Genomic DNA, 14,452 nt, shown 5'->3' on the forward strand with positions numbered 1-14,452 from the left:
AATGTTGGCTTGGTCCGGATTCCCGCTTGGTGGTATTTCTAGGAACAGGTGATTCGCGTTTTGGTAGCGGTGCGGCTGCCTGTCCTTAGGTTATGAACGGGGATGCGGACGAAGGTATGAAAACTGGTTCATCAGTTTGGCTCGCCAATAACGGGTACCGGCTCGGTGGTGTTCTCGGCTATCCTCTATTGTGGGCGATACTTCAGTATCGCAAGCACAAGGGCAAGGAAGAACGCGGTCGCATCGGCGAACGTTTCGGGCGGTCCGGGCGCATCCGTCCGGACGGACCGCTGGTCTGGGTCCATGCCGCAAGCGTCGGCGAAACGCTTGCCGTGACGCAGCTGATCGAAGAGATCAGGGGCTGCGGCCTCTCCATTCTCCTGACGACGGGAACCGTCACTTCGGCCAGGCTCGCCGCGGAGCGTTTCGGCGATGACGTGATCCACCAATATGTGCCGATCGACGCAATCCCGGCCGTCTCCCGGTTTCTCGATTACTGGCGGCCGGATCTGGCCGTAAACGTGGAAACGGAGGTCTGGCCGGTCACGATCGGCGAGCTTGCCCGCCGCAAGATTGCGCAGATCATCGTCAACGGCCGGATTTCCGATCGCTCCTTCGAACGCTGGATGCATCGCCGGGAACTGGCGCGCAGCCTGTTCTCGCGCTTTTCCCTGGTCATGGCCCAGACCGACCTCGACGCCGAACGGTTTTCCGATCTTGGCGCCCTGCACGTCACGGTGACCGGAAACCTGAAGGTCGATCGCGATGCGCCGCCGGCTGATGACCATCTTGTCAGGACCTTGCGCGAGGCGATCGGCGAGCGGCCCGTCTGGGCCGCGATTTCGACCTTTGACGGCGAGGAGAAGATCGCCGCCGACGTGCATGTGGCGCTGCGCGGCAAGCATCGCGGCCTCCTGACCGTGATCGTGCCGCGCCATCCCGATCGCGGCGATGTGCTGGCGGGGCTCTTTGCCGCGAAGGGGCTGAATGTCTGCCGTCGTTCGCTCGGCGAAATACCGGTGGAAGAGACGGATATTCTTCTGGGCGACACGATGGGGGATATGGGCCTCTACCTGCGCCTCACCGAAATCGCTTTCGTCGGCCGTTCGCTGGTTGCCAAGGGCGGGCAGAACCCGCTGGAGCCGGCCATGCTCGGCGCGGCGGTGATCACCGGCCCCTATATCGACAATTTCCGCGACACCTACAGGCAGCTTCGCCAGCGCGGCGCGGTGCGCACCGTCGAAGGGCCGGAAGCGCTGATGCAGTCGGTCGATTTTCTCTTAAGCGACCGGGATGCGCGCGGCTTGATGATTTCGGCCGGCTATGCCGGCGTCCGGGACATGCGCGGCGCGCTGATCAAGACGATGAAGGGGATGGAGCGCTTTCTCGCGCCCCTGCGGCTGGAGGCCCGGTTCTTCGCCCGGCCGCGGCCCGTTCCTGAAAAGAAGCGCACCGTCAATATCAAGGACAAGATTGCGAGCCAGGATCTGCGCAAGGCTCTTCGCTGAAGGCGCGCCCTTTCCTCTTGTCGTCAAACGGGGGCGGCCTTTTCGCATGAAGACGACAATCCATGCATTCTGGTGGCGGAAGGGCCACGTGCTGAGCTTCGTTCTCTGGCCGTTCTCGCGCCTTTACGGGGCCCTCGCCGGCCGTCGCATGCGGCGGGCGAAAGGGGCAAGCGTTTCCGTTCCGGTCCTGTGCGTGGGCAATTTCACTGTTGGCGGAACAGGGAAGACGCCGGTCGCGGAAGCGCTGGCGAAGGCGGCTATTGCCGCGGGTCGAAAGCCCGGTTTCGTGTTGCGGGGCTACGGCGCGAAGGTAACCTCGGCGCGTCTGGTGGATCCCGAACGGCATACCCATGCCGATGTGGGCGACGAGGCGCTGATGCTGTCGCGCACCGCGCCCGCGGCCGTTTCGCCCGGACGCGTCGATGCGGCGGAACTTCTGGTCAGCGCGGGCGTCGATTTCATCATCATGGATGACGGGCTGCAGAGCGGCAGGCTGAGGCCCGACTTCACGGTCGCCGTGGTGGATGCCAGGCGCGGCTTTGGCAACGGCCTGTGCCTGCCGGCGGGGCCTTTGAGAGCGCCGCTTGCCGCCCAGTTTCCGAAAGCCGATGTCGTTCTACTCAACGGCGAGGGACCAGGCGCGGCGGATGTCGCCGCCGTTGCGCGGCAGGCGCATGTGCCGGTCGAGCGTTTCAGCCAGAAGCCGGCGGGCGATGAGGCTGACCGGCTCGCTGGCCGCCATGTGCTCGCCTATGCCGGGATCGGCGACCCCGACAAGTTCTTCGATACGCTTGAAGGGCTTGGCGCCGTGGTCGCGGAACGCGTTCGGCTTGGCGACCACGAAGCGATCACGCCCGCGCTCGCCCGCAACCTTGTCGCGCAGGCGGGCACGGGGGGGCTTCTGCCGGTTACGACCGCAAAGGATATGGCCCGGCTGGCCGGGACGAAGGATCGAGACCTTGTCGCCCTTGGCGCGTCGAGCGCGGTTTTGGAAATCATGGCTGTTTTTGACGATCCGATGATGCCCGATTGCCTCGTATCGGCCGCTGCCGATGCTTTCAAGCGGCGGGACGGCAGGTCAGCCTGATCGAGCTGAGCGGATGCCGCCGGGCCTCCGGTTCGATTTGGTGTGGGCAAATGACGTCGATTGTCGTATTCTCGGCCTGTGCCGAGAGAGAAAGAATATCGGTAGGGTGCCATGAGGATATTGTCTGGCGATGTGCGCCCCGCGAAAGCGGACGATGCGGAAAAGATCGCAAACGTGCACTGGCGCGCCTGGCAGCATACCTATGCGGGCATTATTCCCCATGCCGTTCTTCAGAGGATGATCACCGAGCGCAATCTTTCCTGGTGGAGGCGTGCGATCGCCAGCGAGGAAACGCTTCTGGTGCTCGCTGTCGAGGGCGAGCCGGTGGGCTATGCCAGCGTCGGCCTCAACCGGGTGAAGACCTTGCCGCAGGAAGGCGAGATCTACGAGATCTATCTTCTGCCCGAATATCAGGGGCTCGGCTTTGGCCGCGAACTGTTCGAGGCGGCGCGCCGGCTGCTGAACTCGCTCGGCTGCAAGGGCACGATCTGCTGGGCGATCGACACGCTCGACCAGGCCGCCCTCTTCTTCAGCGGGCTCGGCGGCAAGCCTCTCGCCTTCGCCGAGGAGCACTATGGCGACCGGCTGATCGGCAGGATTTCCTACGCCTGGGACTGACTGTCGTGGCCTGCGGCACACGCCGACCGGGAAATTAACGGAAGTCATTTCGCGTTATTGCTTTGTCCGTCCAATTTGATTATCCAAGTCGCGATATTTTCCCTGTTTGGAGGCACCTATGCGTATTGAAGCGATTTCCATCGGCAAGAACCCGCCGGACGATATCAACGTTATTGTCGAAGTGCCGATGGGCGGCCAGCCGATCAAATACGAGATGGACAAGGATGCCGGCGTTCTGGTCGTCGACCGCTTCCTCTACACGCCGATGATGTATCCCGGCAATTACGGCTTTGTCCCCCACACGCTTTCCGATGACGGCGATCCGATCGACGTGCTGATCTGCAATTTCCGGCCGCTGATGCCCGGTTGCGTGATCAATGTCCGCCCGATCGGCGTGATGATGATGGAAGACAATTCCGGCAAGGACGAAAAGATCATCGCCGTCCCCTCGCAGGATGTCAGCGCCCGCTTCGACAAGGTCCAGAATTTCACCGACATTCCGGAAATCCAGCTGAAACAGGTCGAGCACTTCTTCGAGCACTACAAGGATCTGGAGCCCGGCAAATGGGTCAAGATCTTCGGCTGGCACGATGTCAACGAAGCCAAGAAGCTGATCGTCGAGGCGATCGAACGCGCCAAACAGAAGGGCTGAGGCTTTTCACGTTCCGCGTCTTCGGTTTGATGCGCGCAACGACGACGCCGGGTCTCGAGAGCCCGGCGTTTTCAGTTTTATCAAGACAGACGACCGGCTCGCGCGGGCAAACCGGGCGACCGGCAACCGCTGCAAAGCTCCCGAGCGCTCAGTAGAACTGCGGGATCAGGCCGGTCACGATCAGGCGCTGCAGGAAGAACACGATCAACAGGACGATCACCGGGGAAATGTCGATTCCGCCGAGATTGGGCAGGAAATTTCGGATCGGTCGATAGACCGGCTCGGTGATGGCATAGAGCGCGCGGCCGATCGAATTGATGAATTCGCTGCGCGCATTGATGATGTTGAATGCATAAAGCCAGGAGAATATGGCGCTGGCGATGATCACCCACTTATAGATTTCAAGTGCGTAATAAACCGTCTCGAGTAGCGCGATCATTGAAAACTCCCGTTTTTTCCTTGCAAACATTTAGACATTCAAATCTAAACGGGCAAGGGGCCTCTGGTCTTCGGCGGTTGAGATCGTTCGAAAATCCGGAACAGTCTCGCTATTCGTTTTCCGGAAAGCCTTGTCCAGATGATAAACTCGGAGACCGGCGCCCGCTTCGACGCCTTTCGACACCGAAGCTACGCCCTTTACTTCTTCTCGCGCTTCCTCGGCACCTTCGCCGTCCAGATCGTCTCCGTCGCCGTTGGCTGGCAGATGTATGACGAGACCGGAAACGCTTTCTATCTCGGCCTGATCGGGCTTTTCCAGTTCCTGCCCTCGCTGCTTCTGACGCTGGTGACCGGCACGGTCGCCGACCGTTACAATCGCCGGATGATCGCGGCGATCTGCTTTGCCGTCGCGACCGCCTGCGCCGCCGCCCTGCTGACGATCACGGTGCTCGGACTTTTCTCGCCCTGGCCGGTCTTCGCGCTTCTCGCCGTCTTCGGCACGGAGCGGGCGTTTTCCGGGCCGGCGCTGCAATCCCTGGCGCCGAACCTGGTGCCGGAAAAGGACCTTGCCAACGCGATTGCGTGGAATTCCTCGTCCTGGCAGATTGCCTCCATCGTCGGGCCGGTTGCCGGCGGCCTGCTTTACGGCGGCGGCGCGGTGCTGGCCTATTCCACCGCCCTTGCGCTTTTCGCCGGCGCGACCGTGCTGATGCTGATGGTGCCGAAACCTGCGAACCGGCGTCCGCAAAGCGCCGTCTCGTTTGAAAGCATCCTCGCCGGCTTCCGCTTCATCACCACCGAGAAGGTCGTGCTCGGCGCGATCTCGCTCGACCTGTTCGTGGTGCTTCTCGGCGGCGCCGTGGCGCTGATGCCGGTCTTTGCGCGCGATGTTCTCGATCTCGGTCCCTGGGGGCTCGGCCTTCTGCGCGCCGCGCCCGGCGTTGGCGGCGTGCTCGTCGCGCTGGTTCTGGCAAGCGTGCCGATCCGCCACCATGCCGGCTACTACATGTTCGCGGGCGTCGCCCTGTTCGGCCTGTCAACGATCGTCTTCGGTGTTTCCGCCAGCCCGTGGATTTCGATTGCGGCGCTTGCGGTGATGGGCGGCGCGGACATGATTTCGGTCTATGTGCGCGAAACCCTGATCGCTTTGTGGACGCCGGACGAATTGCGCGGTCGGGTCAATGCCGTGAACATGGTGTTCGTCGGCGCCTCCAACGAACTCGGCGAGTTCCGCGCCGGCACCATGGCCCATGTCATCGGCGCGGTCCCCGCCGTCATCTTCGGCGGCGTCGGGTCGCTGGCCGTCGCCGGCATCTGGGCGATGAAATTCACCAAGCTGCGCAATGTCGACAGTCTGGAAACGCCCGACCATCTCGTCGGGCGATAGGGCCCGCTCAGCCGGCCTCCTCGAAGACGATGTCGAGGAAATTGTCGAGCCAGGCTTTCAGGGCGCGGTCATGCAGCATGCGGCCTTCCAGATGCGCGCTGCCCGGCTGCGCTTTCGGCAGGGTGAAACGGCTTGCGCCGCGCACCACCCAGCTCTGCATCATCATCCGCGTCAGCTCGGCGTGAAACTGCACGCCGTAAGCCTTCTTGCCGTAACGATAGGCCTGGTTGGGGTAAAGGTCGCCGCGCGCCAGAAGCTCGGCCCCATGCGGCAGATCGAAACCCTCCCGGTGGAACTGGTAGACCATGGAGGGCCATTTCATCAGCATGCGGCCATTATTCGTGGCCTCGATCGGATACCAGCCGATCTCCACCGAGCCGTCATGATTGCCGTAGACCTTCGCGCCGAGCTGGCGGGCCAGCATCTGCGCGCCGAGGCAGATGCCGAGGAAGGGGCGATCTTCCTTGAGCGGAACATCAAGCCAGTCGATCTCGCGGCGGACATAGTCCTCATTGTCGTTGGCGCTCATCGGGCCGCCGAAAACGACGGCGCCGGAATGGTTTTCGAGCGTTGAAGGCAGGGTGTCGCCGAGGGCAGGGCGTCGAATGTCAAGGGGGAAGCGCTTCTGCATGAGCAACTGGCCGACCCGCCCGGGCGTCGAACGTTCCTGATGCAGGATGATCAGGACCGGTTTCTTTCTGTCATTCATCGCTTTCGCTATCTTTCTCGTCCGCAATCTTCGCCCTTTTCAGCGCCGCTTGCCGTTCCAGCACACGGTCGCGTCCGGAAACGCCGACCAGTTCGGCAATCCGCCAGACCACATTGTCTTCCATCTCGGTGCGGTTGCCATCGGCATAGGCGATGTCCCAGAGCAGCCCGATCAGCCGGATGCGCTGGTCTTCATCGAGATGCCGTTTCACATCGGAGGTGAAGCGGTAGAAGTCGACGGCCTCGCTGCCGGCCTCTTCGCCGGCCGTAATCAGGTCCTCCAGCCCCGCGCCATGCAGGCCGTACTGGCTTTCCATCAGTTCGCGCAGGCGCTTCTGCTCGCTCTCGCTCACCACGCCGTCGGCTTCCATCACCTGATAGCAGAGCGCAACGACGGCGACGCGGGCATCATTCGGCCGGGTGCTTTCATCCGCGCCGTCATTGGTGATGTCCTGGAGAAACCGGCTGATTTTTTCGAACATGCGGGAAGTGCCTTGCTGGTGAGTCTGAAAACATCATGGCGCGCTGGCGCTCTTCCGCCAATAGGCCAATAGCACCCGCGCAGTCAAATTACGGTTATGACAATTGCCAGGACGGTCGGTCAGAAAAATCTGCGTTTTTTCGCCGGCGGCGGATCGTCGTCTTCACCGTCGTCAATGCCCGGATCATCCGGCGTGCGTCCACCGAAGGGCGAGAGACCCGCTTTCCTGTCGGCCTCGTCTTCCTCCTCCGGACCGCTTTCGGCGGGGCGGGGCGGCGCGTACGCGTCCTCGGCCGGCTTGTCGGTGGACACAGGATCCGCATGCGCGGCCTTCCGGTCGCCCTCCGGCTCGCCATTCGCCTTTATGCCATCGGCAGGCGCTTCGCGCGCCGTCTCGGAGGCTTCGCGCTGTTCGCGTGCCTCCTCCTCTGCGCTTCGGGCAGGGGTGCGGGCAACTTTTTCTTCTGTCTCGGCGATATGCGCGGCCTCGGTGACGGCGGCCGGCGCGGCGGCAGCCGCATCGATCACCGTCGGGGCTTCCGGCTTGTCACCGGTCGGGCCCTTCGGGGCATCGCTTGCCATGGCCTCGGCTTCCGCTTCCGCGGCGTCATCGAAGATCGGGGCATCTTCGGCGGGCTTTTCGTCATCCGCCTTCGCGCCGCCGACGGGCGGCAGGCTCCTGAGCGCCTCGTCCAGACGGGTCGCCGAGCCTTCCTCGACCGGCCCCTCGATCGCGCCATAGGGCACTTTCCACTCGAAGGCGTCGATCTTGCCGGTCGCCGGCGAGAAGGGGCGCCAGTATTCGGACACCAGTCCGTCGGCGACCCAGGTCGGGTCGCGCTCGGCGCGCAGCGCCTGCGCCATCCAGTGGCGCACGCGGCCCTGGTCTCCGGTCTCCGCTTCCTCGATATCGGCGAGCAGGAGGAAGGCGCTTTCGCGCGACTGCATGCGGGCGGCGGCCTCTGCCTTGGTGCGCGCCTTGTCGAATTCGCGCGCATCGAGCGCCGCCCGGGCGACCACCATAAGCGAAACCGGATTGTTGGGCTTCAGACCCTCCAGCTTCTCGGCCCGCCGCAGTCGGTCTACCGCGGTGTCGCCGCCGCGCGCCCGCACATAGAGCGCGCCGGTCTGCGGGTGCGGCTCCTTCTTCCAGACCATTTCCAGCACGCCGGCGGATTTTCTCAGATTGCCCTGCGCCAGATAGGCCTTGGCGGCAATGATCGCGGCCGGATGAAAATCATCGCGCAGCTTCAGCGCCTGAAGCGCGTCGGCGGCTGCGCCCTTGGTGTCGGTGTCCAGTTTGCTTTCCGCCCGCGCCGTGAGCAGCACCGCTTTCAGGCGGGCGGAATCCTGCTTGTCGGTCACCCTGGCGGAACGCTGCTGGTCGAGCAGGCGGATGGCATCGTCCCAGCGGCCCTGGCGGGTGCGGGCCTCGAGCGTCGCCTTGGCGGCCCAGGCGAGATAGGGCGCCTTGTCGGCGGCGCGCTCGGCATATTGCTGGGCGGCTTCTTCCGCGCCGACGCGCTTGGCCTCAAGGTAAAGCCCGCGCAGGCCAAGTTCCTGCGTTTCCGGGTCTTCGGCCATGGTCTCGAACAACCGGCGGGCCTTGTCGTGATTGCCCTCGATCAGCGCCACCTGCGCATCCAGCACATGAATGAGCGGTTCCTGGTCGACGCTGAGCAGCGCGTGGGCGCGCGTGCTCATCTTGCGCGCCATCACCAGATTGCCGGATCCCGCGGCGATCAGCCCGGTGGAGATTGCCTGATAGCCGCGGTCGCGCTTGCGGGCGCGGAAATAGCGGCGAACGCTGTTGGGTGACGTCCAGAGCGCGCTCACCAGCCACCAGACCACCATGACGACGAAAATCAGCGCGATCAGCAGCGCCAGCGCCGTGGTCAGCGGCGTCTGGAACAATTGTCCCTGCCAGGTCAGCGTCAGTTCGCCGGGACGGTCCGCGAACCAGGAAAAGCCGAGCGCGAAGGCGAGAACGACGAGCGCGAAGATGAGCAGCCTGATCATGTCGTTCCTTCCTTAGTTGGCCGGGGCCGTCGCGGCGCCCGCAACCGGCGCGCCGGCGGTGCTGGAAAGTGCGCCGGACAGCGCTTCCGAGACCAGGTCATCGGCCTTGATGCGGGCGGATAGCGATTGTTCGAAATCCGCGGAAACGGCCCTGGCGTCTTCGGGAAGCGATTGCCATTCCTGCTCGGCCTGTTTCAGCTTGCCTGCTTTGAGGTCGTTCTCGATGCGCGCGACGATCGCCGGCACGCCGTCGCCCTGGACATCACCGACGGGTCGTACATTGACGAGGCCCTTGGCGCTGTCGACGAGACGGTTGAAGATACCGGTATCGGGCGGTGGCTGGTCGGCGGCCTCGATGATGTCGTTGGCAAGCGACGAAAACTGTTCGGTCAGGGCCTCGCGCGTCGGCACGCCGTCTTGCGCAAGCGATTGCAGCGCGGACAGGTCGGCATTCTGAGGCGCGACCTGGGCATAGGTGGAGAGTTCGGCGGCGAAATCATCGCCCCGGTCAATGGCCGATTTCAGACCGGCGGCCGCGATCGCGCGGGCAACGGCAAGATCCTTTCCGGGCGTGTTCACCTTCTGCTCAAGCGCCGAAAGTTTCTGCTGCATGGTCTGCTGGTCGGAACTGATCGCGCTTTTCAGACTGTCATTTTCCTGGGCAAGCGACTGCAGTTGGCTGGCATCCGACTGAACCGTCTTCTGCAGCTCGGCCACCTGGCTTTGAAGGGCGGAAAGGCCGTCGCCGCCATTGCCGGAGAGGCTTTCAACACGTGTTTTCAAGGCAGAAAGATCGGATTGGAGCGTGCTGACGGCGCCCGACTGGTCGCCGGGTTTGAGCGCGGCAACCTCTTGCCGGAGCGCGGAAAGTTCCTCCTGCAGCCTTGCCGAAGCGCTGGTCTGGCCGAAAACGCCGGAATAGAAAAGCGCGGCGGCCCCCGCCAGTGCGATCATGCCCCCGGCAAGCCCTGCCGCAAGCAGAGGCCCTGCGCCGGGCCCGCGCCTCTTGTCTTCCGGCGGTTCATCGTTTTTCGGCGGCGGCGGCGCGCTGCCGTCACCCGGCGCTGTTTTGGCGTTCTTGTCGCCGGCTGGCGCCTCGTCCGTCTCGCTTTCCGTTTCGGCCGGCGTCTCGTCGGCGCCGTGTTCCTCATGGCGCTTGATCGCGGCCGCCACATCGGCCATTGCGGTCTTGACGGCAGCGTCATTTTCCTCGGGCGCAGCGGGCGGGGTCGCGGGCTCGCGGCCGGTATCGTCCGCCGGCGTCATGGTATTCTCCTCGCGTTTATCGTTCTTCGGGGGCTGTGACGGCGTGTCCGAAACCATGGTTACCTCTTTTGCGCTTCATGCCGCTAAGTTAGAGGGCGCGCGCTGTTTAGAAAAGGTCTTTGTGGGCTTGTTGTTCCCGGCAAAAGGTCGAACGCGGCAAAACGCCGTCAATTCAGAAGCGCGAGCAGGCCTTCCTCGTCTGGCGCCCCGCCAATCCTGACCGAGGCGGAGAGGCAAGCGGGAACCGATGCCGCCACCTTGGCGCTGAGACAGAGGAAAAGCGGCTTGAGCCCGTACTCCGCAAGCAATTGCGGCGGGGCCAGCGCAAAGAAGCGCGCGGCCGCGGCCGCCGAGTAAAACAGCACGGCTTGAGGCCTTGCAGCCTCCAGGATGGCTACGACCGGCAGATCGGCGACCGGCCGCATCGCATAGGCCGTCACGGTTTCGAAAGCCACGCCGAACCGTCGAAGCGCTGCCTCGAAAAAGGGCGCGCGCGGATCGCCGGCGAGATAAAGCAGCGGGCCATCGCCTGAGGGCGGGAAGGCGGCGATGGCCTCGGCCAGACGTTCCCCGTCGCCGCCGCCATCGATGACGCGGGTGAAGCCTGCGGCGCGCGCGGCCCTTGCCGTCTTGTCGCCGACGGCGAAAAGCGGCCGATCCCGCATGTCGGCCGCATCGCGACCCGCGTCGATTTTTTGAAGCGCCTCGGCGCTGGTGACCGCGAGCGCCCGCCAGCTTCTCGCTCCAAGGGCCGCTTTCGCTGCGTCATCGAAATGCACCGCGCAAAAGAGCGGTAATGAAAAGGCTTCGTGTCCCATGGCGGCGAGGCGTGCACAAGTGCGTTCGGCCTTCTCTTTCGGTCGGGTCACGAGAAGGCGCATGGGGTCAGGTCCAGTCTTCGAAGAAGCCGGGGCCCGCGCGTTTCTTCAACTGTTCGCCGGCCCAATGCCCGATTTTCCGTGCTTCCGCGCGCATACCGTCGGTGACGATATCATGCGCCGTTGCGCCGTCCGGCGTCAGGATCATGCCGGAAAAGGAGATCCGTTCGTTGAAACAGCGGGCATAGGCCGCGATCGGCGTGCGGCAGGAGCCGTCGAGAGCCGCGAGAAAGGCGCGTTCGCAGGAGACCGCGATCGCTGTATCCTCATCATTGACCGGCGCGAGCAGGTCGCCGATGCGTTGATCACCGCTGCGCTGTTCGATGCAGATCGCGCCTTGAGCCGGGGCGGGCAGGAAATCGCGCACGCTCAGCACTTCCGTCGCCACGTCGTCCATGCCGAGACGTTTCAGCCCGGCATTGGCGAGAAACGTGCCGTCGACCACGCCGTCGGCCAGCTTCCGCAGCCGCGTCTGCACGGAGCCGCGAAACAGCACCACCTCGATATCCGGTCTCAGGCGGCGAATCAGCGCCTGGCGGCGCAGCGAGGACGAGCCGACGACCGCGCCCTCCGGCAGGTCGGCCAGTTTTTTCACATCCCTGCCGATGAAGGCGTCGCGCGGATCGGCGCGCGGCAGGAAGGTGGAGAGTTCGAGGCCGTCGGGCAGGGTGGTGGGCATATCCTTCGACGAATGGACGGCGAAATCGAGTTCGCCGGAAAGAAGCTGCGCCTCGAGTTCTTCGGTGAAAAGCCCCTTGCCGCCGATCGCCGAGAGCGGCCGGTCGGTGATCCGGTCGCCCTTGGTCGACAGCACCACGATCTCGAATATGTCTTCGGAAAGGCCATGGGCCGCCATCAGCCGGTCGCGTGCTTCATGGGCCTGGGCGAGCGCCAGCGGGCTGCCGCGCGTGCCGATCCTCAAAGGTTTCGTTTGCATCCTGCGTCCACCGTTGTTACCGGGTGTGTCGTAAACCGGATTGCGCGCCGCCGCAAATGTTCGTCTGAGCCCATGAACAAGAAGTCTGTCTTTCTCGGTATCGAATCGAGCTGTGATGAAACCGCCGCCGCCGTCGTCGCGCGCGCTGAGGACGGGGGCGGGGAAATCCTCGCCGATGTCGTGCTGAGCCAGCTCGAAGAACATGCGGCTTTCGGCGGTGTGGTGCCGGAAATTGCCGCCCGCGCCCATGTGGAGGCGATGGACCGGCTGATTGCCGAGGCGCTGGAGCGTGCCGGCGTTTCGCTCGGCGATCTCGACGGCATTGCGGCGACCATCGGGCCGGGGCTGATCGGCGGTCTCATCGTCGGCGCCATGAGCGGCAAGGCGATGGCCTATGCGGCCGGCAAGCCTTTTTACGGCGTCAATCACCTCGAAGGCCATGCGCTGACGGCGCGGCTGACGGACGGCGTCAAATTTCCCTTCCTCATGTTGCTGGTTTCCGGCGGTCATACGCAGATCGTTCTCGTGAAGGGCGTCGGACAGTATGAGCGCTGGGGCACGACCATTGACGACGCGCTGGGCGAGGCCTTCGACAAGACGGCGAAGCTCCTGGGTCTCGGCTACCCCGGCGGCCCGCAGGTGGAGGCGGCGGCGAAAACCGGCGATCCGAAACGCATTGCCCTGCCGCGCCCGATGAAGGGCGAGGCGCGGCTCGATTTCTCCTTTTCCGGCCTGAAGACGGCCGTACGGCAGGCGGCGCAGAACCTTGCGCCGCTCGGCGAGCAGGATGTTGCCGATCTCTGCGCCGCCTTCCAGTTGGCTGTTGCCGAAACGCTGCGCGATCGCGTCGGCCGGTCGCTTGCCCGCTTCAAGGCGGAAGGACTTGCGGCAGAAGACCGTCCGGCGCTGGTTGTCGCCGGCGGCGTTGCCGCCAACAGCGCCATCAGGGCGGTGCTCACATCCTTGAGCGAGCGGGAAGGCTTTGTCTTCGTGGCGCCGCCTTTCAGGCTCTGCACGGATAATGCGGTGATGATCGCCTGGGCCGGGCTCGAGCGGGCGGCCGCCGGTTTTCCCGCTGACGGGGTTGACGTTCCCGTGCGCTCGCGCTGGCCGCTCGATGTCAAGGCCAAAGCCCTGATCGGCAGCGGAAGGAAGGGTGCGAAAGCATGAATGAGAAAAAAAAGACCGTCGTCATCGGCTCGGGCGCCTTCGGCACGGCGCTCGCCGCCGTCTTTGCCCATGAGGGCGAGGACGAGGTAACGCTGCTCGGCCGCAATGCCGGGCTGATCGAGGCGATGCGCGAGAGCCGCCGGCATGAGGCCGTACTGCCGGGGATTACCCTGCCTGAGGCGCTGAACTACACGATCGACCCGTCGATCCTCGGCGTGGCCGATACGGTGGTGCTCGCCGTTCCCGCGCAGGCGCAGCGGGCTGCTGCCCTTTATTATGCGCCTTATCTGAACAAGGATGCCGTCATCGTGTCCGCCGCCAAGGGGATCGAGCGGGCGAGCGGGCGGCTGATCACCGATGTGCTGAACGAGGCGTTGCCGCATCACCATGCCGGGGCGCTGTCCGGTCCCGGTTTTGCCGTTGATCTGGCGGGCGGCAAGCCGATTGCCATGGCGCTGGCCTTCCGCGACCGCACGCTTGCGCGCGAAACGGCGACGATCCTTTCCGGCCGGACCTTCCGCATCTATGCCTCCGGCGATCCCGTCGGCGTGCAGATCGGCGGCGCGCTGAAAAACGTTCTGGCGATCGCCTGCGGCATTGTCGAGGGCGCGGACCTCGGCGAATCGGCCCGCGCGGCGCTGATTGCGCGCGGCCTTGCGGAAATGTCGCGGCTTGCCGTCGCCATGGGCGGCGAGGCGGAGACGGTGCGCGGCCTTTCAGGCCTCGGCGATCTGGTGCTGACCGGCTCCTCGCGCCAGTCGCGCAATTTCCGCTATGGTGTGGCGTTGGCCGAAGGCAATTTCGACAACATCAATGCGGCGCTCGTCGAAGGGGTCTATTCTGCCTCCGTCGCCAGCGAGCTTGCCGAAAGCTATGGCGTGCAGATGCCGATCTCGAATGCCGTTGCCCGCGTGCTGGATGGCAAGCTCGGCATTCCGCAGGCGCTGGAAGACCTGATGACCCGGCCGATCACGACCGAATGAGAAACGAGAGGAGACAGGAAGATGCTTTTCGCCGTTTTGTGCAAGGACAAGCCTGACCACATTCATATCCGTATGGAAAACCGGCCCCGCCATCTCGAATGGCTCGACGGGCTGAACGAAAAGGGCACGCTGAAGATCGCCGGCCCGTTTCTCGACGAGCAGGAGAAGCCCTGCGGTTCGATGCTGCTGATCGAGGCGAAGGATCAGGCGTCGGCGGAGGCGATCGTCGCGCAGGACCCCTATGGCAAGGCCGGACTGTTCGAAAAGGTCGAGGTCAAGCCATATAAGTGGCTCTACAACAATCCGGGGGTCTGAGCTTC

General features: G+C 64.2%; 15 protein-coding genes. 8 read left to right on the forward strand and 7 right to left on the reverse strand.

Annotation, left to right across the window (positions count from 1 at the left end):
• Positions 1-116: 116 nt before the first annotated feature.
• The 4 genes from AZF01_RS04025 (at position 117) to ppa (ending at position 3,865) form a co-directional block, all read left to right on the forward strand.
• Positions 117-1,508, forward strand: a complete 1,392-nt coding sequence (locus tag AZF01_RS04025) for a 3-deoxy-D-manno-octulosonic acid transferase (RefSeq protein WP_036235913.1) — start codon at positions 117-119, stop codon at positions 1,506-1,508.
• A 46-nt stretch (positions 1,509-1,554) separates the two neighbouring features.
• Positions 1,555-2,595, forward strand: a complete 1,041-nt coding sequence (gene lpxK, locus AZF01_RS04030; RefSeq protein ID WP_024706549.1) for a tetraacyldisaccharide 4'-kinase — start codon at positions 1,555-1,557, stop codon at positions 2,593-2,595.
• A 111-nt stretch (positions 2,596-2,706) separates the two neighbouring features.
• Positions 2,707-3,213, forward strand: coding sequence for a GNAT family N-acetyltransferase (locus AZF01_RS04035; protein ID WP_024706550.1), 507 nt, complete (start codon positions 2,707-2,709; stop codon positions 3,211-3,213).
• Positions 3,214-3,331: 118 nt separating this feature from the next.
• Positions 3,332-3,865 carry an inorganic diphosphatase gene (gene ppa, locus AZF01_RS04040; RefSeq protein WP_024706551.1) on the forward strand — a complete coding sequence of 178 codons (534 nt, stop codon included), beginning with the start codon at positions 3,332-3,334 and terminating at the stop codon, positions 3,863-3,865.
• A 148-nt stretch (positions 3,866-4,013) separates the two neighbouring features.
• Here the strand turns inward: ppa and AZF01_RS04045 are convergent, their stop codons facing one another.
• Positions 4,014-4,304, reverse strand: coding sequence for a YggT family protein (locus AZF01_RS04045; RefSeq protein ID WP_024706552.1), 291 nt, complete (start codon positions 4,302-4,304; stop codon positions 4,014-4,016).
• A gap of 138 nt (positions 4,305-4,442) precedes the next feature.
• On the opposite strand from AZF01_RS04045, the gene AZF01_RS04050 reads away from it, so the two are divergent.
• Entirely contained in the window at positions 4,443-5,690 is a 1,248-nt protein-coding gene (locus AZF01_RS04050) for an MFS transporter (RefSeq protein ID WP_024706553.1), read from the forward strand.
• Between the two features lie 7 nt (positions 5,691-5,697).
• Here the strand turns inward: AZF01_RS04050 and AZF01_RS04055 are convergent, their stop codons facing one another.
• The 6 genes from AZF01_RS04055 to hemC form a co-directional block, all read right to left on the reverse strand.
• Entirely contained in the window at positions 5,698-6,399 is a 702-nt protein-coding gene (locus tag AZF01_RS04055; protein WP_024706554.1) for a glutamine amidotransferase, read from the reverse strand.
• The gene (locus AZF01_RS04060) at positions 6,392-6,880 is read right to left on the reverse strand and encodes a TerB family tellurite resistance protein (RefSeq protein WP_024706555.1); all 489 of its coding nucleotides are present in this window, start codon (positions 6,878-6,880) and stop codon (positions 6,392-6,394) included. Before AZF01_RS04060 ends, AZF01_RS04055 begins: the two co-directional genes overlap by 8 nt.
• A gap of 119 nt (positions 6,881-6,999) precedes the next feature.
• Positions 7,000-8,898 (reverse strand): heme biosynthesis protein HemY, encoded by a 1,899-nt coding sequence (locus AZF01_RS04065; protein ID WP_024706556.1) that lies wholly within the window; start codon positions 8,896-8,898, stop codon positions 7,000-7,002.
• A 12-nt stretch (positions 8,899-8,910) separates the two neighbouring features.
• Complete coding sequence (locus AZF01_RS04070; RefSeq protein WP_152534439.1) at positions 8,911-10,164, reverse strand: COG4223 family protein; 1,254 nt, start codon at positions 10,162-10,164, stop codon at positions 8,911-8,913.
• A 167-nt stretch (positions 10,165-10,331) separates the two neighbouring features.
• Positions 10,332-11,045: a uroporphyrinogen-III synthase gene (locus AZF01_RS04075; protein WP_024706558.1), complete on the reverse strand. Its 714-nt coding sequence runs from the start codon at positions 11,043-11,045 to the stop codon at positions 10,332-10,334.
• A 4-nt stretch (positions 11,046-11,049) separates the two neighbouring features.
• Complete coding sequence (hemC, locus tag AZF01_RS04080) at positions 11,050-11,979, reverse strand: hydroxymethylbilane synthase (protein ID WP_024706559.1); 930 nt, start codon at positions 11,977-11,979, stop codon at positions 11,050-11,052.
• A gap of 72 nt (positions 11,980-12,051) precedes the next feature.
• Between hemC and tsaD the strand changes: the two genes are divergently transcribed.
• Genes tsaD through AZF01_RS04095 form a run of 3 tightly spaced genes read left to right on the forward strand, consistent with a single transcriptional unit; the run spans position 12,052 to position 14,447 of the window.
• On the forward strand, positions 12,052-13,149 hold the full coding sequence (gene tsaD / locus AZF01_RS04085) for a tRNA (adenosine(37)-N6)-threonylcarbamoyltransferase complex transferase subunit TsaD (RefSeq protein WP_024706560.1): 1,098 nt from the start codon (positions 12,052-12,054) through the stop codon (positions 13,147-13,149).
• Complete coding sequence (locus AZF01_RS04090) at positions 13,146-14,132, forward strand: NAD(P)H-dependent glycerol-3-phosphate dehydrogenase (protein WP_024706561.1); 987 nt, start codon at positions 13,146-13,148, stop codon at positions 14,130-14,132. The genes tsaD and AZF01_RS04090 overlap by 4 nt, the downstream gene beginning before the upstream one ends.
• Before the next feature lie 21 nt (positions 14,133-14,153).
• Positions 14,154-14,447 (forward strand): YciI-like protein, encoded by a 294-nt coding sequence (locus tag AZF01_RS04095; RefSeq protein WP_024706562.1) that lies wholly within the window; start codon positions 14,154-14,156, stop codon positions 14,445-14,447.
• Positions 14,448-14,452: the final 5 nt, after the last annotated feature.

The sequence above is a fragment of the Martelella sp. AD-3 genome (assembly GCF_001578105.1).
In the GTDB taxonomy this organism is placed as follows: Bacteria; Pseudomonadota; Alphaproteobacteria; order Rhizobiales; family Rhizobiaceae; genus Martelella.

Excerpts from the sequence above, each read along its gene's own strand:
- AZF01_RS04060 (WP_024706555.1), bottom strand. The coding sequence starts at position 6,880 with ATGTTCGAAAAAATCAGCCGGTTTCTCCAGGACATCACCAATGACGGC.
- AZF01_RS04035 (WP_024706550.1), top strand. The coding sequence starts at position 2,707 with ATGAGGATATTGTCTGGCGATGTGCGCCCCGCGAAAGCGGACGATGCG.
- AZF01_RS04090 (WP_024706561.1), top strand. The coding sequence starts at position 13,146 with ATGAATGAGAAAAAAAAGACCGTCGTCATCGGCTCGGGCGCCTTCGGC.
- AZF01_RS04025 (WP_036235913.1), top strand. The coding sequence starts at position 117 with ATGAAAACTGGTTCATCAGTTTGGCTCGCCAATAACGGGTACCGGCTC.
- tsaD (WP_024706560.1), top strand. The coding sequence starts at position 12,052 with ATGAACAAGAAGTCTGTCTTTCTCGGTATCGAATCGAGCTGTGATGAA.
- hemC (WP_024706559.1), bottom strand. The coding sequence starts at position 11,979 with ATGCAAACGAAACCTTTGAGGATCGGCACGCGCGGCAGCCCGCTGGCG.
- AZF01_RS04055 (WP_024706554.1), bottom strand. The coding sequence starts at position 6,399 with ATGAATGACAGAAAGAAACCGGTCCTGATCATCCTGCATCAGGAACGT.
- AZF01_RS04065 (WP_024706556.1), bottom strand. The coding sequence starts at position 8,898 with ATGATCAGGCTGCTCATCTTCGCGCTCGTCGTTCTCGCCTTCGCGCTC.
- AZF01_RS04050 (WP_024706553.1), top strand. The coding sequence starts at position 4,443 with ATGATAAACTCGGAGACCGGCGCCCGCTTCGACGCCTTTCGACACCGA.
- AZF01_RS04045 (WP_024706552.1), bottom strand. The coding sequence starts at position 4,304 with ATGATCGCGCTACTCGAGACGGTTTATTACGCACTTGAAATCTATAAG.
- AZF01_RS04095 (WP_024706562.1), top strand. The coding sequence starts at position 14,154 with ATGCTTTTCGCCGTTTTGTGCAAGGACAAGCCTGACCACATTCATATC.
- lpxK (WP_024706549.1), top strand. The coding sequence starts at position 1,555 with ATGAAGACGACAATCCATGCATTCTGGTGGCGGAAGGGCCACGTGCTG.
- AZF01_RS04070 (WP_152534439.1), bottom strand. The coding sequence starts at position 10,164 with ATGACGCCGGCGGACGATACCGGCCGCGAGCCCGCGACCCCGCCCGCT.
- ppa (WP_024706551.1), top strand. The coding sequence starts at position 3,332 with ATGCGTATTGAAGCGATTTCCATCGGCAAGAACCCGCCGGACGATATC.
- AZF01_RS04075 (WP_024706558.1), bottom strand. The coding sequence starts at position 11,045 with ATGCGCCTTCTCGTGACCCGACCGAAAGAGAAGGCCGAACGCACTTGT.